Genomic DNA, 19,725 nt, shown 5'->3' with positions numbered 1-19,725 from the left:
AGCTTATCCCCGATTATGGTCTTTTGGTCATTACTATTAGGACACGAAAAGTCATTTTCGTACCGTGAGACTGGTCAGTAATCGGGCATTCCGCCCGGTTGAGCAGAGGGCTGCCTGCAATAGTAACGTTCCGCCAGACGCGGCGGCAAAAGGTCTGTCAGACGTGCGCCCAACCCAAGCCAGAACGGAAACATGATTCGTCTCTGTCCCCGTAGCGTTCCACGCAGAATGCGGCGTACTGCCTCTTCTGTGGAGACCAGACCTGGCATGGGAAAACGATTGGCCCGCACCATCGGAGTTTTTACAAACCCGCAACAAACGCTTGTGAGGGAAATTCCCTGTTTTTCCAGGCTTGGAGCGCTGGCAACGACAAACCGATCAATTGCAGCTTTCGAGGCTGAATAAGATGGGGTCCCTGGGTAAGAGACGAAGCTCGCGACTGAAGACATGATGCAGATGCGGCCTCTGTGACCGCTTCTGTCCGGCTTTTGCTGCCGCATCTGCTCGATAGCTGGGAAAAGGGTGTTGAGGGCACCCGTCAGATTGGTCTCAAAAATGGCTCTCGCATGTTCTTCCCGCTCCATGACCGAAGGGTATCCGTGGGAGGGCGGAAGGCCTCCAGTCAAGCCCGCGCAGGCAAATACCATGTCCAGTCTTGAGCGACCGGATTCGCTTATCCACTCAGCCATTTCCGTTCGGTCGCGCACGTCTATGCAGCGAGTATGAACGACTGCCCCCAAAGACGAGCATTCCGCTTGAGTCAGGTTCAGGCTGTCAGAATGCAGATCTCCCAAAAACAGGGTCTGGTGTGGCCTAGAAAGGCGATGTGCCAATCCCTCACCAATTCCAGAACCAGCCCCTGTAATGAGGATCGTCATTGTGCAGGGCAGTTGTTCGCGGGCTTCTGTCCAGCAAGGAGGGTTCGTGCGAACCCATGAGCATCTGTGGTGACCGCAGCAAGAGTGCCGCTATGGCTGGCACCCCCATAGGTCGTGTGGCTGACGGAAGTCCCTGCAGCACATAGTGCATTTACCAAACGATGCTGCTCGCTTGGGGAGGAGTGCAGATCCTGCGCTCCCGTTGCAATCATGACAGGTGTTGAGAGCGACAGGGACGGATATTCAGCCCATTTCAGTGCTGGCGCCAATACGGCATCGGCACCGGGCTTGAGTGTCGTGGCGGGTGTCAGGCCTGACCGGTGGACCATCGGAAAGAAATCCGAACTGCATGTGCTTCCCGCGTCGTGCATCAAAGCCAGAGCCCGGTTTGTGAAAACAGCGTTGGCGTCAAACGATGGGTCAGCCTGAGCCAGAGACGCGCCAAGAGACAGGAGTTCCGGAACAGCTGGTGAGAAGTTGTGCGGATTACGAGGGTGCAAAAGATCCTGAATGCCCTGCGCATCCAGATAAGGCGGGGCAACAGCGATCGTTCCCAGAATATGCAATTGAGGCGCGTAGGACGCCGCCATCGCAGAGGCTGCCAGAGCCGCCTGAGCGCCTTGCGAATGGCCACTGAGAAGTACTGTCGTTGAGATCGAAGGAAGGCGTTCGTGAGCAGCTCGCACGGAATCCAGGACGCTCATCCCTTCTGAACGGGCATTGAGAAGTAATGCCTCGCCGGGCTCCCCAAGACCCGGATAGTCTGTGGCGACGATCGCAAAGCCCTGTCGCAGCCAGGGACCATAAAAGCGTTCCTGAACAGTCCCGAGGCCCATGACAGAAGGCGCACATGTCAGATGCAGGCCACTTTCTCCATGAGCCCAGGCCAAGATTGGCCACCCACCGGCGGGCGGCTTGCCTGCGGGAACCAGCACTTCCGCTGACACCCGAACAAGCTGCTTCGGATTGCGGGCATCTGCGCTGCGATAAGTGAGACGCCATGCCTGGCCCGGAACATGGGAAATCATGTGATCCAGACGCATGGCTTGACCCGCTGCCACCGGGACGCTGACGGAATAGGAGTCTCCGTCATCCTGCGATGCACAACCGGACAGGGCGGCACCGAGAAAGGTAAGGCTGAGAAGTGTAGCGCCCATCGTTCGGGGGAAGCGAATGAATGTCATGGTAACTCATGGTCTCCTGAGGAGGAAAACGCATCATAGCAGCGCCGGTTGTCTCCGGGGAGCCATCCTGACTTGGATGCGCGGCCATCCGGCGCTACAGAAGATGCCGCAGAAGACAGAAAGGAACCGATTATGAGCGATACCCCTCCCGACCGCCTGTGCGCCAGCCCGGACAGCCCATACTACAATGAAGACGTGCTGAACCGCGGCGTTGGTGTTCGTCTCAAGGGCGAAGAGAAGACGAATGTTGAGGAATACTGCATCAGCGAGGGCTGGGCACGCCTGTCTGTTGGCAAGGCCGTGGACCGCAAAGGCCGCCCAATGACCTTGAAGGTCACGGGGACGGTTGAAGCCTGGTTCAAGGACGACGAAAAGGACGCATGATGACGCAGGTCAGCCCCCGCCGGATTATTATCGACACGGATCCCGGTCAGGACGATGCCGTGGCGATCCTGCTGGCGCTGGCCTCGCCAGAACTGCAGGTTGAAGCGATCATGACCGTTGCTGGCAACGTGTCGCTCGCTCAGACCACGAAAAACGCCTGCGCCCTGCTCGAACTGGCAGGGCGTGAGGAGGTACCGGTTTTTGCCGGTGCCGCACGGCCTCTTCATAAGGCGCCGATCAGTGCGGAATACGTGCATGGTGAAACCGGAATGGGGGGCGCTAACCTGCCAAACCCTCGTCTCCGTGAGCAGCCGATGGACGCGGCTACCCATCTGATCGATGTGCTGCGGAAAGAGCCGAAAGGCGCCATTACGCTGGTTTGCCTGGGTCCTCTGACCAATCTGGCGCACGCCCTGACGCACGCCCCGGATATTGCGCCCAAAATTTCCCGGATTGTCGCAATGGGTGGCGCGCAGCGCGAAGGTGGAAACATCACACCAACTGCGGAATTCAATTTCTTCGTTGATCCCCACGCTGCAAAAATTGTGATGGGTGCAGGTATTCCTGTCACGCTGCTGCCCCTCGATGTGACCCATCGCGCCATTGCGACTCCTGCCCGGCTGGCACCGATTGCTGCGCTCGGAACACCTGTGGGCGATATGGTTGTCCGGATGCTGGGTGCTGAAGACCGCTTTGAGAAGCTGAAATATGGATGGGAAGGCGGTGCCCTCCATGACCCGCTGACGATTGGCTGGCTGCTGCGGCCAGACCTGTTCTCCGGACGGGACTGTAACGTCGAGATCGAGATTGAAGCACCGCTTTGTCTGGGACAGAGCGTTGTCGATCTTTGGAAGGTAACCGATCGCCTCCCTAATGCGTTATGGATTGATCACATAGATTCAGACGCGTTCTACACTCTTCTTACCGAAAGACTGGCCCGTCTGGTTTAGGGTCTTCTTTTGTCAGCCCATGACTCTGGAGCATCGAACATGACAGATTCCAACCCGCAGGATCGCTTCTCCGTCGTCATCGTTGGTGGGGGTGCTGCAGGCATCACCATTGCAGCGCAGCTTCGACATCAGCGACCCAACCTGTCGATTGCAATCATCGAACCGTCTACGACGCATGCCTACCAGCCGGGCTGGACGCTGGTTGGGGCCGGCGTGATGACGCTGGCGGAAACGCTCCGTCAGGAAGGTGGCCTGATTCCGAAAGACGTGACCTGGCTGCGAGACAGTGTGGTGTCTTTCGATCCTGACGCGAACACGGTGACGCTCGAAAGTGGCCGTGTGGTGGAATATCGTCGGCTGGTTGTATGCCCCGGGCTTCAGTTGGACTGGGATAAAATCGAGGGACTACCCGAGACGCTGGGCCGTAATGGCGTGACGTCCAACTATTCCCGTGAAACGGCTGCCTACACGTGGGAATGCATTCGTCATCTTGATGGTGGAAAGGCGCTCTTTACACAGCCTCCTATGCCCATCAAGTGTGCTGGTGCACCGCAGAAGATTGTCTATCTGGCGAGCGATCACTGGCGCAAGGAAGGGTCGCTTCATCGCACGGAAGTCGATTTCTGTATGGCGGGCGACGCGCTGTTTGGCGTGGCATACTACGTGCCTTCCCTCCAGAAGCAGATCGATTTTTATGGGGTCAATCTTCATAAGAAGGAGAACCTCATCAAGGTTGATGGGGAGAAACGTGAAGCGACCTTCCAGATTGTTGGCACAGACGAAACTGTTGTTCGGTCGTTCGACATGCTGCACGTTGTCCCGCCACAGTCCGCTCCGGATTTCGTCAAGAAAAGCCCCCTTGCCAATGCTGGTGGCTGGCTGGATGTGGACCCTACAAGCCTGCGTCATGTGAAGTACGATACCGTTTTCGGCGCTGGAGATGTTCTGGGTACCAGTAATGCCAAGACAGCTGCTGCCGCGCGCGAGCAGGCTCCCGTTGTGGTCTCGAACCTGCTGGCCTCTCTCGACGGCCGCCCTCAAACAGGGGCGTATGATGGATATGGTGCCTGCCCACTGACGGTGTCTTACGGCAAAGTCGTGCTGGCAGAGTTCCTGTATGGCGGGAAGGTTGCTCCGAGTTTCCCGTATGATCAGCGGAAACCCAGCCGCTTCGCTTGGCTCCTGAAAACCGAAGTTTTCCCCCGCCTGTACTGGCATGGAATGCTCAAGGGGCATGACGTCAAGGTCAAGCACAAGGTTAAAGAAAGCGCCTGATCATAGGTATTCCACGAGAGAAAGCCGGGGGTCAGCCCCGGCTTTTTTTATGCTTTTCAGGGTGTGCTCAGAGCTGGCAGAAATGTCTTGAGGGTGCCGTCATTGGGTTGCGCTGGAATATCCAGCAAATGCGTCATCAAAGAGTAGACATCGACATTGTCAAAGGGCGGTAGCACCTTACCGGCTTTGAAGTCCGGGCCATTCGCAACGAAAACGGCGCTCATTTGCGGTGCTGCGGGATCATAGCCGTGAGCGCCCTTATACGGGTTCTGAGATTTGTCTGGAGTAGTGGCCTGAATCATCCAGCCGACATCAGCAAGACAGATATAGGCAGGGACACGGGGATTCTTTCCATAGTGAAATCGCTTCGGAATTTCAGCTTTGCGCCAGCATGTCATATGCGAGTACGTCCGAAGGAGCGCTTTCTCTAGAACTGCCGTTTTTCCCGGCACAGCATTTATCCCGGCGTACGCTCCTCCCGTAATCCAATGATAAGAGGAGGCCGGCGCGATCTGATCCATGGGAATGATATGATTTTTCCCAACGGACGCCATACCGTGGTCTGCGACGACTATAATATCAGCGGGAATATGACGTTTTTTCAGCCCGTTGATCAGTTGCCCGATGCCATCGTCAACATCTTCCAGGGCAGCCTCAACTTCCACAGAGTCAGGCCCAAAATGGTGGCCCTGTGTGTCAACGATATTGAAATAGAGTGTACTGAAGTCAGGGCGCTTTGCAGGTTGCGCGTTATACCAGGATAGCAGTGTGTGCACGCGTTCGCTGTCAGACATCTGCGAACGGAAAGGCAGCCATTCGTCTGGCCGCATATTATGAATAATAGCTTCTGATCCAGGCCAAAACAGCATGCCAACATTCAGTCCATGCTGTTTCGCGGTGACCCAGATTGGCTCAGCTTCATTCCACCAATAGGAGTCCTTGCTCTGCATGGTGAATTTTATTCCGGGATGATCCGGATCATACATTGTATTCCCGACAATCCCATGGTGGTCAGGTCTGAGGCCAGTCACCAACGTGTAGTGGTTAGGGAATGTAATGGATGGGAAAGAAGGCCGCATACCCTCAGCAGAAACGCCATTCCGAGCCAGCTCTAATAGGTGAGGTGTCAGCCCTCTGGAAAGATATTCTGTTCGAAAACCATCCAGAGAGATGAGAATGACAGTTGGCTTCCCGATCCATGGCGTCGGCTGAAGCGGCGTTGAAGCACAACCGCTGATAAGGGTCAGAACGGTCGCGCTAAACGCCTTGGCAAGAAGCTTTTTCATGCTTCCAGTTAAGCGGAATTTTCAGAACGAAAACAGAGCATCTCTCCCACGCAAGTGCGAAGTTTTCGTGACGTCTCCGGGGCTTAGAGCACAAAAAAAAAGGGGCCAGAAGCCCCTCTTTCTCGTGTCATATTTAAATCGAAAAGATCAGAAATGAGCACCGATGTTTAGCTGGAACGACCGTCCCATGATGGCATCGTAATAGCGCGTCATATCGACTGTACCGGGGTACTTGGGGAGTGCACCGGTAATGTTGTTGATCATGAAGTTGGCATCAATGTTCTTGGTGATCTGATATCCAAACGTCGTGTTGAAATACGCAAAGCCCGGTCGGTTGTTATGTTCGTACGTATAGTCCGAAACCTGCAGGGCATACTTGGATTTGCCATAGTAAATAGTCTGCCACTGGAAGAAAATCGGGCCACGCGTATAGTTAAAGTCCAGCGTGAACAGATTGTTAGGAGACTGCGTATCACCATTCAGGAGATATGTGTTGCCAAGATATGTCTGCTGATTGCGCAGGTAGTGAGAGTAGTTTCCACGAAGTTCGATGTTGCCAGCAGACTGCGGCAAGCCGAGGCGCTGCAGCGGAACATAGTAGTCAATGTTCGCTTGCAGGATCTGCATATGCTGGTTGGCAATGTTGAAATAGCCGGACGTGAAGCTCTCAACCTGGTGGTCCGAATCACGCTTGAAGGAGTTGCAGTATGCGTTGTTCGGGTAAGAGCCTGAATCATAGCAGGCATTCATCAGATCGCCGACACTCAGGGATGTGATCTCATTGTTGACTTTGACATCAACAAAAGAGGCCGTCATGTCGAGACCACGGACGAAGTGCGGATGGAAGTCCAGTGTGCCTGTGTAGCTGTGAGACGTCTCGTTCTGCAGCTTTGCATTGCCGCCTGATTTGCCCTGCGCCGTGTAATAATTGATGTTGGAGCTGAAACCGCCCTTAGGAATTCCTTCTTTTGCGCAATTGGCCGCTCTCGTTGCAGGCGCAGGACCAGAGGTGATGTACTCGATGGAGCAGGGATCTTCTGCTGTATTGTAGGTCGTGCTCTGGGGCGCAAAAAGCTCGGTGACGGACGGATTACGAACGGACTGGGCATAGTTCCCGGACAGGCCGAAATCCTGCGTTGGCCACCACGCACCACCAAACATGTACGTCCAGTAGTTGCCGGTCATGCTGTTGTTGATAAAGCGGCCGTTTGCTGTTGCGGACAGGCTGTAAACGCCCGGGACATGCATGTTCGGGGAAACAAGCGGAATATCCAGCTCACCAAAGACTTCATGCGTGTGATAGGCGCCCGACGTAATGGGGATGGCGGTTGAGTTGCCGTACTGCTTGTAGGTTCCGTCTGCCTGCTGCTCACCCTGGAAGAAGCTGCCCGGGTTGAAGTTGTAGCCTTCACGACGATGCTCGTAGCCAAGATCCCAGCGGATATCACCAGCCGGCAGGTGGGCAACCGTGCTGTGAATTTCTGCCTGAAGATCGCGCTGCGCGTTTGTGTTTTTGCTGTGCGCATCCGAAATGACGTAGTCGCGGGCGGCTGGCGTCATCTGGTTATAACCAAACGGGTTCAACGGCGAGCAGGTGGAGCTTCGTGTGACTGCCGTAGAATTTGTATAGCCTGGAGAGCAGACGATATTGCCGCTGGCGTCCGTCGTGGCGTTCAGCGCATTGGTCAGGTTCTGGGTGGCAATAGACGGTTCCCAAGTGTCGTTCATGTACTTGCCGTACACACCCTTCACAGACCACTCGAAATGACGGCCAACTGTGTCGAAATCACCGTTCAGGCCGCCCTGGAAGCGGAACATCTGCATGGTGGTACGATACATGCCTGCGTCAAGATCCTGGTTCAGGCGTGACAGATAGAACGTATCTGTTGGCTTTCCTGCTGCCTGAAGAGCATTGACAATCTGTGCACGTACGGCGGGCGTCAGGTAGGGATTGTTCGTGCTGAGTTTGTACGCACCATTGACGACCGTGTTCGTCTGATAGCTTTGCAGGCTCAGTGGGTCATCGAACTGAGGCGTGTTCCAGGTACCCTGACCAACCAGGCTGGACGCTGTTCCGCGAGCATACCATCCCTGCCATGTTGCATGCAGGTGATCGGTGAAATCATAGTGGCCGAGCGTGGTCAGGTTCAGCTTGTCAGATGGCGCATAAAGCTGGTTGTAATCCTGCAGCGCGATGCCGTTCCCGCCTGAAGCGCGAAGTCCGTCCTGCACTGCAGAGTTATACGTGATAGGCACGAGAGACTGGCCGTTAGGGCTGAACATCAGCGCCTGTCCGGCAGCGTTAGGAATAGCGTATCCGGCTTTACCTGCCTTGACTGGAAGCTGACCATAAACTGCGCTTGTGGTCGGCAGACCAGTGACCGAGTTCTGCAGGAAACGAACGCCTGGCGTCAGTACGCGCGCGTATGGCGTAGTCGAGCCATAAGCAGGTCGAGCGTATGTGGTGGACAGGCTGCCTCTTGTATAGGGGCGGTCATTCGCGACCATGCCGCCAGCATTGCGATATTCTACGTCGAAAACGACGCCGCCCTTGCCGTGGTCAAAGTCTGTGCCAGCCTTGAACGTAATCTTTTCCTGCGGCGCATCCAGCTTCTGCGTCCAGTTACCCTGTGCGTTGAAATCAACACCCTTGAAATGATCGTCGAGCTGATAGTTCACGACACCCGCAACAGCATCAGCACCATAAGCCGCGCCTGCGCCGCCGAGACGGGTATCAACCTTCTTGATCAGGGATGTCGGAATTGCACTGACATCAACCTGCGAGCCTGAACCTGCACCATAGTTGGAAGCAGTTGACCCACCCACCATGCGCATGCCGTCCACGAGGGTGAGGGTCCGCTGTGAGCCAAGGCCCAGAAGAGAAACGAACGACTGGCCAGCACCAAAGCTGCCCTGTGAACCGATAGGGGAGTTGTCACCCACCGTGAAGGCGGTGTTCTCACGCATCAGGGCAATGCCCATGTCCGTGTAGCCACGGGCACGAAGCTGCGCAGCATCGACGGTTGAGCCAGCCATAACGTTCGTCAGGCGCGTTTGGGAAAGACGCGTTCCTGTAACGGTAACGACTTCAGCGGCAGGTGATGTGCCTGGCTGTAGGTTGGAATTCGTAATTGTCTGAACGGGCGCAGACACAGGCGCAACTGTAACGGGCTTGGCTTGAACCGCTGTCTGAGGACGTGCGGATTGCACTGTTGCACGGGGCGCAGCCGCTTTTTTCGCGGCAGACTTGTGAGCGGCAGAAAGATGCTTCGTCGTCGTCTCTGCGCAGGCTTCAGGAACAGGAAGCGCTGTGTAGGAAATACCAGCCAGCAAGGCAATTTTCAAAAAAGTCCGGGAGGGTTTCAGTGAAAAGCCCGGACGGGCCAACGTTGGAAAAGAGGTGTTCATTGCTGGCAGATATCCCTTCGTTTCATGTCTCAATGTATCTTCGATTACAAAACTGAAAGGAAATGTCTCCTGTGCGCAATGGTAACAATGCGATTTTGGAGTGAGATTTTCTTGGTGTGTCCATTACAACACATTTATTTCAAATTATGTATTTAACGAAAATGGGTCTTATCTGTTATCGGATACCGAACACTTTAAAAAAACCGATTTTGTCTACGGTATTTTCCTTTCATTTTTTAAAAGTGACGATTGAGAAAAATTCAATACCGATCGAATAGGAAAAGACAGTACAGTTGGCAGGAGGTTTTATTTGAACCGGCATGGCTGATCTGTGGTCGGCTGTTCATTAGTCTGAATGACCATGAGTGTCACAGCATCATCGCCGACATTTCCTGCAAAATGTCCGATGTGACCTTGTGAGTCCTTACGGCTCATTTGGTCTTCACCCAAGGAAACATCCCCCGGTCCCATCTCGACACGTGTTCCGTCCATTGCGGTGACGTACCATGTGCCTTTGAGGGGGATGATCCACTGGACTTTCGGGTCAGGGTGCCAGCTTCCATCCCAATGTGGGGGTTGCACCGTGGAGATGATCTGAGCCTGTCCGCTCTTGAGGCGGTCCTGCCATTGCGGGCCTGCCGGCCTGGACATGGTTTTCAGAATGTAATTGTGAAACGGACAGCGCGTCATATGGCTGACGCCATTATGGTCCGTCCAGTTGTGCCAGTAATATGCTGTGGGAGGTGCAGGATCTGCAGCTTCAGCCGCGTGATAAAATGCGGTAACGCCAAGAGCGAAAGCAAAAAGCAGAGAGATAGGGCGCATGGCTTATTGTTCCTCATGTCGTGCTGGGGGCTGATAGCGAGGCTTTGTGGCGATATCGTCAAAGCGGCTGCGTGAGGGTGTGGACAGAAGCTCGATAATCATGCCCCACGGCGCACGGCCGTAGCAGAACATGTTACCAGGCCCAGCTTCGAGAGAAGGCTGCCCCTGTGGCTCTGTCAGAAGCTCGCCACCCGCTTTGGTGAAGCGGGTGCAGGCCGCATGGATATCGTCAACATAGACGGCAAAGTGCTGCACGCCGAAGTCACAGGCGCGGACGGCAGGTCTCTGATCCGGGCCATGAATTTCAAAGAGTTCGAGCCCGGGCCCATGCGCCAGAGACATCATACACATCTCCCAGACCACACTGCCGGTTGGCAGCCCGAGTATCTTCTCTGTCTGCGGACCCTGTTGGGGTTGGGTGTGGGTAACGTTGCGGTATAGCGCAACAGCACCCAGTGCGGTTTCTAGAAAGCGGATGGCAAGGTTGATGTCGGGTACGGTCACACCGACATGGTCGATACCTCGCGGAAGTCCTGAATGGTCTGCACTCACGGAGAGATCCTTCATGGTTATGAAGGTCTCAACCTGTGAGTTAAAGAACGGTTGCGGTCAGCCGTTCACATTAGTGACGAACTATGTCAGTTCAGGCGTCGTCGATCGGACGTTTCGGGAGAAGCGCCGGTACGAAAAAGAGTGTGCAGATCAGTGTGCAGCCCAACGACATCAGAAGCAGACGGCCCATACTCGCAGTGCCCGGATGAGCAGATGTTGCCAGCGATCCAAAGGCCGTTGCTGTCGTCAGGGCAGAAAATAGAACCGCGCGTGCGGTCGGAGACGTCAGCGGACCCTTGATGCCTTCGCGCCAGTTCATCACGAAATAGATATTGAAAGACACGCCAACCCCGAGAAGCAGGGGAAGAGCAATGATGTTGGCGTAGTTCAGTGTCTCCGGAACCGTGACAATCAGGATGACAGTCAGGAGAGCCGAGAGCAGGAGCGGCGCCATAACAAGAGCTGCATCCAGAATGCGGCGAAGCACCACCAGAAGAATGATGCCGATCATGATCAGAGCCGAAATGGCGGCAATCGTGAAGGCATGGACGATGGTGTTCGCGCTTTCGGTGATCTCCATGGCTGGCCCACTGATATCCGGATTGACCGAACGCAACTGGGACACAAACCGGTGCATGACGGGCGTCTCGGAAATCTGTCCCTTGGGATGGATCGTCAGGCGCTGGCGACCATCATGAAGTGCATAATCCTTCCGGATGTCATCTGGGATATTGTCGATCGTGATGGGCTTCGGCTGAAGCGCCGTGCGGAGCATGGAGAGCTGATCCGGCAAAAAGCGTGTCAGGGCATGGCTGGCATTGACCAGTGTTGCGTCGGGGGCTGTCGAGAGCGTGTTGAGAGCCTGGCGGATTTTCTCAAGTGGTGCAGGAAGCTGATCTTTCACGCTGTCCAGTTTGGCTGCTGCTGCGAGTGCGGATGCACGAATGGCCGCTGCGTCTGGTGCAGGCGAGGGGGTCTGAACAGTAATCGTCGGGAGAAGGATGGAAGCCGTGTCCTCGATCATAGCCAGTTTGTCGGTCTGATCGTCCGGGACGAGCGCTCCCAGCCACAGCACATCATGGACGCTCGACAGCTTGGAGAAAGCCGCTGCGTTCTTTGCCGCATCCTGAACATTCGGGACCAGAAGCTGAGCAAAATATGGTGTGGTAAGAGGGTTATCTTCCAGAAGGTGGAGAGCGTGCATGCCCTCTGTATTTGGGTTCTTCGTATGAAGAGGATCTGCATCGAACTTCAGCAGCGGCATCAGGGCAACGCCCACGATACCGAGAAGGGCGAACACGCCCACGACCTTTCTGCGCTTGTGACGCAGCATGTGATCGACTGGCGCCATGAACGTAAAGCCCGGTTCCCCTTTCCCAAGCTTCGCCCGGAAGAGCGTCAGCAGGGCCGGGAGCAGTGTCATGGTGCACAGGAAGGCAATCAGCATCCCGAAGCCAGCAATCAGGCCTAACTGAGCAACGCCGATGAAGCTTGTCGGGGTGAAGGCCAGAAAGCCCGCAGCCGTTGCAAGCGACGCGACCAGAATCTGGGCACCGCTTTCCTGTCCGGTAAGAACAAGGGCGTCATGCAGAGACGGCATGGAGCCATCTTCGTTGCGCTGTCCACGGAAGCGGACGCTGTACTGAATGGCAAAATCCACCGCAATGCCCACGAACAGGATCGCGAACGCCACCGAGATGAGATTGAGTTCCTTCACGCTAAGCGCAGCAAAGCCGGTCGTCAGCAGAAGGCCTGAAATCAGTGTCAGCAGAATGGGGACAATGACACGGATCGAATGTACGGCCAGAATCAGCCAGAGTGCGACCAGAACCAGCGAAACGACCAGACCAAGCACCATGCCGTGCGCAACGGTCGAAAACTCTTCGTCGTTCAGCTTGACCTCACCGGTGATGCTGCCCGTGGCCTGACCGGATTTTACGAACTCAAGGTTATCGATTGCCTTGCGCATCGCCGTCGTGGCGCCTTCGCCAGGCTGAAGAGAACTGTAATCCAGCTTGGGCTTCGTGACGACGAATTCGTAACGGCTACCCAGTTCTGCCAGACGACCAACGAGAAGATTTTGCCAGGACAAATCCTGAGGATGACCAGCTGCCGCTTTGGTCAAAGAGTCTGCAAAGCCGTCCAGAGCACCATTGAAGCCGCTGGGAATGCCTTGCCCCGCTTGGATGCCGTCTCCGATTAGGCCAAGAGCGCCGAATAGACCTCGGGCAGAAGGGTCTGCTGCCAAGGTTCCAAGGAAGGGCTGAGCGGAGACAATGGAATCCAGAAGGGGCTCGAGGTCCTTCTTGTCCAAAAACAGGAAGCCGTGACTGTTGTAGAAGGGGTTGTCGCCGGGCAGGCTAACCAGCTCAAAGTGCTCGTGGTCTTTGCTGAGCTCCGCAGCAAGCGCCCGTGCCGTGGCTCGACCCTGTTCCGGAATATGGCTGTCGATGATGGCAACGAGCTGATTGTCATCCTGCGGGAAGAGACGGTTCATCTCGTCCGTCCGCTGTTTCCACGGCAAGTCGCTGGCAAACATCTTGCCGGTATCAGTTGTCACACTGAGGCGCGTGATACTCAGTGCGACACATCCCGCACAGAGGAGCGCAAACAGAACCACCACCAGTGGCGCACGACGTGCACAGGCGGCATTCAGCCGGCCGATCAGATCCGAAAACATGGGGCCTACCCTTAACAGAACGGGCAGCATTTCCCTACCCCAACCTGACATTTCCGCCATCATGGGGCACAATGGAAGCCATGACGTGGACTCTCGATGGCTTGGCTGAACATGAAAGTGTGATCAAGGGCAGCACTTTCCTTGCGCGCGCGGCCCCTGTTGCAGATGAAGCCGCAGCGCTGGCGTTCTTCGCCGAGGTTGCTGTCCCGGACGCGACTCATAATTGCTGGGCCTTCCGGACGGGTCAAAGATACCGTGCCAGCGATGATGGAGAACCCTCCGGAACAGCAGGGCGCCCGATCCTTTCTGCGATTGAGGGGCAGGATTTCGACAATGTGATGGTTGTCGTCACCCGGTGGTTCGGTGGTGTAAAATTGGGGGCCGGCGGCCTCGTCCGGGCATATGGCGGTGCGGCTGCTGCCTGTCTGCGAGAGGCTGCCAAAATCGAGCGGATCGAAACCCTGCCCCTGCGGTTTCATTGTCCTTTCTCGGTTTATGCGCAGGTTGAAGCTAAACTGCCGGGGTGGCGGGCGGAAAAGACACTGTGTGACTTTGATGCAGAAGGTGCATGGTTGACGGTCGCTGTGCCTGTTGAAGAGGCAGACATGATCACGGAATACCTGCGAGACCTGACACGTGGCCAGATGGCCATCTCTCGCCCGGATCTATAAACAACTAAATAAAAAAGTTATAAATAAAATCTCTCTTTACATACTGTGTAATATGAGGCTCACTCGTTTTCGTTGCCTCTTCATGTCAAATTGTGGTTCTCGATGCTTCTTTCTGTCGTCTCTTTCCGTCATGAAAGAAGCCTCATTGCCGGAGTGCTTCTGTTGATGGTCAACCTGGGTCATCACGCAGGTGCCCAGACCGTTCCTTTGAAAACCAGTCCGATTGAGTCCCCTCCGATAGAGGAGGAGTGGATCAAGGTTCCTTCCACAGAGCGACCGATCATCCAGGATTATCCCCATGCCGGCGTGGTCGGCCAGCCACGGCGAATCACTGCAAAGCAGAACCGTGCACCGAATGGTCATCAGGGGCCGTGGGGTGATTTCAACTACGGAAACGGTGAAGCGGCGGGGTTTGGCCCCGTGGGTCGCTACGGCGCAGCGGCCTGGGCGGAGGACTGGAGCTACCTGCGAGACAAAAGCAAGCGCACGGACTTTTTTGATCCACTCAAATTCATCGCCTTGAACAATAGCCGCACGATCTGGCTGACCCTGTCGGGGGAATCGCGGTTACGAAACTGGTACGAGGAAGCGCCATTTCTGGGGCGCAGTGGAAAGGCTCAGTCAGGCCGCTTCGGCATCCGGAATTTGATCGGTGCAGACTTGCATCTGGGTGAGCACGTGCGTTTTTTCGGTCAGCTCATCAATGCGGATGCAGGCGGTTGGAAGGGGTTCGGGTATGGGTCGACATATCGCAAGAGGCTGGACCTGCAACAGGGTTTCGTCGAACTGAAGGGCAAAGTCGCCGGGGCACAGACAGGTTTTATGTTTGGACGCCAGCAGTTCCTCGATGCTCCGTCCTACATGTTGTACAATCGTGAAACTCCAAACGTTCCCCTGTCCTGGAATGGTGGCCGGTTTTACGCCCTCTGGCCCCGGATCCGAGTGGACGCATACGATTTCGTTCAGACGAAAACAGACAGTCCTCTCATGTTCCACAACACCGAGGATTATGGAACGCGCCTTTATGGTGGAAACACCACGATGATCGTTCCAGCATTTTCCGTTGGTGGCGAGCGCGTTCACTCGTTTCTGGACCTGTTTTATATCCGGTACAGATACAGCAGCGGCCTGTCTGCGGTTCCGACAGCAGCGCGCGTTCTTAAGGGGACATCCTCCCGCGGTAATCTGGGGTTTCGCTGGTATGGAACATCAGCATCCGTTGAATACTCGGTGGGGGCACTCTACCAGAACGGAACATTCCAATACGCCGGGACAGAGCGGAAAAGCAGCGTTCGTGCGTGGGCCGTCAACACGATCATAGGTTACAGGCATACACCTTCTCCCTTGCATCCCTTCTTGGGTGTGCAGGCAGATATTTATTCCGGTGGGTCGGATGGTCAGAATGGAACGGTGCGCACTTACATGGCGCCGTTTAATCCACAGACCAACTATCTGGATACGACGACCTATATTTCACCGTCCAATCTGGTGAGCCTGTCGCCGGTTATCAGCATCACACCTTGGAAAGGCTTTGCGTCCCTGCGTCTGAAGGCACCATTTATGTGGCGGGAAAACGCAAACGGTGCGATCTGGAGTTCATCTGGCCCATACACATTCGCTCATGCTTATCGGGGAGGATATGTGGGCGTCGTACCGCAGGCCTCGCTGACGCTTCAGATCAACCATCATCTGACTTGGCAGATCTATGGAGCGCGGTTCATGGCGTCACAGAGTTTGCGCAAAGCGGGCGCGCAAAGTGGCAGCTATGCACAGTCAAACGTGACATTCAGGTTCTAGAAAATTGTCAGTTCAGGACGGGTTCTGACTTGTCCTCGGGCAGTGGCAGTGTTTCAATCATCACGGGCGGAAGGATATCTTCCAGACTGGCTTTGATAGCTTTCTCGGAAAAACGCTCTTTCAGCAGCTTCCTTGCGGCCGCTATCTGAGCCTTTGCCGCAGATGGGACCAGAAGAGCCGCTATTTTTTCTGCGAAATCTTCCGCACTGTCAGCGATGGAATTTGCCCATAGCGGGCTGGACGTATCCACCAGCCCCTCCGCTGCGACGGACGTCATGACAATAGGCAGCCCAACAGACCATGCATCCAAAACCTTGCCCTTGATCCCTGCACCATAACGGAGCGGAGCGACACAAAGCGATACGTCGGACAGGGTATCTTCAAGGTTGGAGACGTGCCCCGTAACTTCTATGTCTTCGTCTGCAAGCATGTGAACTGCGTGCGGCATGGCGCTCCCGATCAGGCGACAGACAAGATTGGGAATACGTTTTTTTAGACGCGGTAGAATATCCAGAATGAGCCATTTTGCAGCGTCTGTGTTTGGGGCATGTGCAAAGTGAGCGACAAACGCAATGACGGGCTTGTCCTGGCGTCGCCGGGAACGGGTTTTGACGGGAACCGCCCAAGGGACAACGTGAATATTTGCTGTAGGCACCATGCGCTCAAGACGTTCGGCTTCGATTGCAGAATGGGTCAGAACGCTATCTGCCAACCAGGCACACATGTTTTCCCGCACTTCAATACGCGTTGCTGTTCGCGCAAGCTCAGGACGATTTTCTATCCCTGCCTGACGCTGCAGGCGAAGTGATGCGAGATCGGCAACGCTCCAGATCAGTGTCGCTGTTGGAGCGAAGGCGCGGGATAAGGCGGAATAGCTTTCAGCATTATTCAACCGGTGAAGATAGATAACATCCAGCCCTAGTCCGAGGCGTTTGAGAGCTTCTTCCGGGCCAGTGAAGACTGGTGGCATCAGGCAGTCGATGCCCAGCGAGGCAAGGCGGAGATAATCTTGCTCTGAAGGTGCCTGACGGGACGCTATGAAACAGCAATTATACCCAATCGCCTGTGTCGCACGAATATGAGACAGCAGCGCCACGGATCCAGCATCCACTGTAGGGTCGGGAACGCGGTCGTCAACAAAAAGGGCGCAGGGCATGACTGATGTGACATCGTCATGGCGTCGGTTGGCCCGGTAAGCAAAAGCACGATCATCGATACTGGCAATATCCGACCCAGTCTGCTGTCGAAGGGTCTCCGCCGCTTTAGTCAGGAACGTCAGAGCCTCCGATCTCGCCGCTGGGGTGTTCAATCCTTGGAGCAGAGCGCTGAAATAATGCTTGAGAGGTTTATCCAGATGCTCGGCGGTCGGAAGGTGACAGGGCTCACCAAACCGCTCCTGACCATGGAATAGTTGAATAACGTGGTCTTGTTGCGGATCCAGCGCGGCGTCAAATACATAGTCAAAACCGTATCGGCCGGAATTCAGACCAGCGTCCCTCAGGTCTCGGCGAAACTGGTTTGCAGGAAAACGCACGGTTTGTACGCCATCAATTACGGCTGTTAGCCAGACAGTTCTGTCTGAATTCAGCTCATCCATGATCCAGCCTGCAATATGTAGACGGTCCGCGATGTCTATCGTTCCGACAAGACGGCTGGGCTGCGGCTCAATATAAAAAGGAGAACCCTGAAAAGCACGATCCTGCAGGCTGTCACGAACGTCTATCAGGCACCCTTCATGCGGTGGCGGCTCGTGCCAGGCCCAGTCAAAAGCACAGCATCCGTCTCGGGCTACGTTTCTCAGGTCTGCGCGAAATGTTGTAGCCGCAATTTCTTGAACCAACTGGCCGTTTTGGAAAATGTGCAGGCGGACAGGTCGATCTGGATTTTTCAGATCAACAGCCCACCCAGCAATGCGATTATGGTTACAAATATCGATATAACCAGCCAGAAACTGTGGCACAGGGAAGACTTATCCTTGCAGATCAGGCTGCTTTATTTGGAAAGAGACATTTTGCATGCTCTTTCAAGCGGCTGTGAATTTGGGCGAGTTCAGGCCCATCTTCGAGACGTGGCGCGCAGTATCTGGGATGCTGTCGGGGAGCATCAGGATACAGGGCTTCATATTCATGTGCGTTGTGGAACATCCCTCGGGATCTGTCATCCAGAAAGCTTTCTGAGGGTGCGCCTTCCGCAAGCAGAATGTCATGGCTGTCGAGCTCGATGTGAATATATCGGATCGTCTCCGGTTTCTGAATCTGAAGAATGGAATGATCATTGACCAGATGCAGGGCAGGAATGAGATAGCCGTCGATCAGCATGGCGTGTAGCGGAGAAACAGTCAGGTCCCGCTTTGGAAGGTTATTTCCCAAAGATCCCTTGTGAAACAGGATCGGTAAGACGTCCCGGTTGCCGTAGGCAAAAAGTGGGTCATAGGCGCGACGTCCGATCCACCGAATAGGACGAGCATCCCCTGATGTTGTTAAAATCAGATCACCAATAACCAGATCTTCTACAGGCCGCTCTCCCTGAGGAGTTTGAATTAGCGTTCCCGGGCAATAGCAGGGGGTACCGTAAAGCATTTCTGTCCCCCCGCCCGAAGGAGCATTCCGAAAATAGATGGGGGATGAGAAAGCGCTTGTGACAGCAATTTCTTTCACAACAGTTCCACTGGACATGACGTCCAGAAAAACCGCTGGTGTTGCGGCTTCAGAAGACGCCAGAACCGTCGCGCCGCTTGTGACATTTTGGATCGACGGAGCAGAAACAAAAACTGCGCTTAAACCGTTTGTCGAAGAAATATCCGAAAAAACAATTCCACCCCCTCGCTCTATTGTGAGCGGATCTGTCAGAACTGTGCTGGCGCCGAGGCTCACGGTGCCACCACTGCTGACTGTGAGGTGCGACAACGTGGCGCCGTTTAGTGCGGTGAGGCTTCCGCCGGAAAAGACGGTAGTATGATCGGCCGTACCACCGACTGTCATGATCGCTTCGTTGTAAACGGACGTTTTGTCTGCGTACCCTGAAACATCCAGAGTAGCGTAGACGTGGGACGTCACATTTACACCTTGCCCCGTCTGAAAATTCCACCCGTTCCAGCTACTGGAGAAGCCAGAAAGGGTCGTGTCAACAGAGCTGCCTCCAGCCTCAATTGTAGACGCTCCGCCAAATCCGATCCGGTTGCCCGAGACTGTGCCGCCACTTTCGACAGTCTGGAATGTCTTGATGTAGCTGAAGGACTGGGTGAGGCCTGTATAACGCTGCGCCTCTCCGGTTTTTCCAGAAAAAACAGTATCGATAGCGATGCCACCGCTTTCGATGACCTGAAAAGAACTCGTGTTTTGCAGCGCATAGGGTGGGAGATATCCGCTCAAGACTGTCCCTGAAGCGACGCCCCCATTCAGAACGGTTTGGATGGCGAGGTCTTTCACAATTGTGGAGACTGCTGCGCCACCGGCAATAATATCCTGCCGAGCAAACTGGGTTGTCATGCCGGCGCCAGTGCTGCCAGCGGAAAAAACCGAGCTGCCCTGAAGCAGCATGCCATTTGCCGTTCCTCCTGAAACAACCTGTGTTGCATCAGGAGAAATGGTGCCACCGTTGACCACCTGGCCTGAGCTTACGGTCGTAACGGGGCCATTTCCTGAAGGAAGTGGGGTTGAGGAGGATGTCTGCTGGCTCGCCATCTCAATACTCGCTTTCGAAGGGACAGCACCCGACAACAGAACATTCAATGGACGTTCAGTAGTCTGAAAAGAATCAGGCCGTCATGGTTCGTAAAGCTTAGACAGAGAAGGAAATAATATGTCGCAAATAAATCGTTAATTCACGATTTATT

Annotated in this window: 14 protein-coding genes; 5 read left to right on the top strand and 9 right to left on the bottom strand. The window is 55.0% G+C overall.

From position 1 onward, the window contains the following. Nucleotides 1-74 precede the first annotated feature (74 nt). Both KP707_RS05915 and KP707_RS05910 read right to left on the bottom strand, forming a co-directional pair. Nucleotides 75-878, bottom strand: coding sequence for an SDR family oxidoreductase (locus KP707_RS05915; RefSeq protein ID WP_211502447.1), 804 nt, complete (start codon nt 876-878; stop codon nt 75-77). Beyond that, the gene (locus tag KP707_RS05910) at nt 875-2,062 is read right to left on the bottom strand and encodes a lipase family protein (RefSeq protein ID WP_211502446.1); all 1,188 of its coding nucleotides are present in this window, start codon (nt 2,060-2,062) and stop codon (nt 875-877) included. The genes KP707_RS05915 and KP707_RS05910 overlap by 4 nt, the downstream gene beginning before the upstream one ends. 132 nt (nt 2,063-2,194) lie before the next feature. On the opposite strand from KP707_RS05910, the gene KP707_RS05905 reads away from it, so the two are divergent. Genes KP707_RS05905 through KP707_RS05895 form a run of 3 tightly spaced genes read left to right on the top strand, consistent with a single transcriptional unit; the run spans nt 2,195 to nt 4,671 of the window. Next, nucleotides 2,195-2,446 (top strand): DUF3297 family protein, encoded by a 252-nt coding sequence (locus tag KP707_RS05905; RefSeq protein WP_046900479.1) that lies wholly within the window; start codon nt 2,195-2,197, stop codon nt 2,444-2,446. Beyond that, entirely contained in the window at nt 2,443-3,396 is a 954-nt protein-coding gene (locus KP707_RS05900; protein WP_211502445.1) for a nucleoside hydrolase, read from the top strand. Before KP707_RS05905 ends, KP707_RS05900 begins: the two co-directional genes overlap by 4 nt. A 39-nt stretch (nt 3,397-3,435) precedes the next feature. Continuing rightward, nucleotides 3,436-4,671 carry an FAD/NAD(P)-binding oxidoreductase gene (locus tag KP707_RS05895; RefSeq protein WP_086633253.1) on the top strand — a complete coding sequence of 412 codons (1,236 nt, stop codon included), beginning with the start codon at nt 3,436-3,438 and terminating at the stop codon, nt 4,669-4,671. A 56-nt stretch (nt 4,672-4,727) separates the two neighbouring features. Here the strand turns inward: KP707_RS05895 and KP707_RS05890 are convergent, their stop codons facing one another. The 5 genes from KP707_RS05890 to KP707_RS05870 form a co-directional block, all read right to left on the bottom strand. Beyond that, complete coding sequence (locus tag KP707_RS05890) at nt 4,728-5,957, bottom strand: ectonucleotide pyrophosphatase/phosphodiesterase (protein WP_211502443.1); 1,230 nt, start codon at nt 5,955-5,957, stop codon at nt 4,728-4,730. 147 nt (nt 5,958-6,104) lie between these two features. After that, complete coding sequence (locus KP707_RS05885; protein WP_211502442.1) at nt 6,105-9,365, bottom strand: TonB-dependent receptor domain-containing protein; 3,261 nt, start codon at nt 9,363-9,365, stop codon at nt 6,105-6,107. A gap of 306 nt (nt 9,366-9,671) precedes the next feature. Continuing rightward, the gene (locus tag KP707_RS05880; protein WP_211502441.1) at nt 9,672-10,190 is read right to left on the bottom strand and encodes a cupin domain-containing protein; all 519 of its coding nucleotides are present in this window, start codon (nt 10,188-10,190) and stop codon (nt 9,672-9,674) included. A gap of 3 nt (nt 10,191-10,193) precedes the next feature. Then, nucleotides 10,194-10,757, bottom strand: a complete 564-nt coding sequence (locus tag KP707_RS05875; protein WP_211502440.1) for a VOC family protein — start codon at nt 10,755-10,757, stop codon at nt 10,194-10,196. 76 nt (nt 10,758-10,833) lie between these two features. Then, entirely contained in the window at nt 10,834-13,422 is a 2,589-nt protein-coding gene (locus KP707_RS05870; RefSeq protein ID WP_211502439.1) for an MMPL family transporter, read from the bottom strand. A gap of 71 nt (nt 13,423-13,493) precedes the next feature. Between KP707_RS05870 and KP707_RS05865 the strand changes: the two genes are divergently transcribed. Both KP707_RS05865 and KP707_RS05860 read left to right on the top strand, forming a co-directional pair. After that, entirely contained in the window at nt 13,494-14,093 is a 600-nt protein-coding gene (locus tag KP707_RS05865) for a YigZ family protein (protein ID WP_046900485.1), read from the top strand. Between the two features lie 102 nt (nt 14,094-14,195). Further along, on the top strand, nt 14,196-15,890 hold the full coding sequence (locus KP707_RS05860) for an alginate export family protein (RefSeq protein ID WP_211502438.1): 1,695 nt from the start codon (nt 14,196-14,198) through the stop codon (nt 15,888-15,890). Nucleotides 15,891-15,897: 7 nt separating this feature from the next. Here KP707_RS05860 and KP707_RS05855 read toward each other — a convergent pair whose 3' ends face one another. Together KP707_RS05855 and KP707_RS05850 are read right to left on the bottom strand one after the other, a co-directional pair. Next, nucleotides 15,898-17,850, bottom strand: coding sequence for a glycosyltransferase family 4 protein (locus KP707_RS05855; RefSeq protein ID WP_211506623.1), 1,953 nt, complete (start codon nt 17,848-17,850; stop codon nt 15,898-15,900). Nucleotides 17,851-17,872: 22 nt separating this feature from the next. Beyond that, complete coding sequence (locus KP707_RS05850) at nt 17,873-19,573, bottom strand: Hint domain-containing protein (RefSeq protein ID WP_249202811.1); 1,701 nt, start codon at nt 19,571-19,573, stop codon at nt 17,873-17,875. Nucleotides 19,574-19,725 lie beyond the last annotated feature (152 nt).

Source organism: Gluconobacter sp. P5E10 (genome assembly GCF_018812145.1).
Classification (GTDB): Bacteria; Pseudomonadota; Alphaproteobacteria; order Acetobacterales; family Acetobacteraceae; genus Gluconobacter; species Gluconobacter cerinus.
This window is presented reverse-complemented; position numbering and strand designations above follow the sequence as displayed.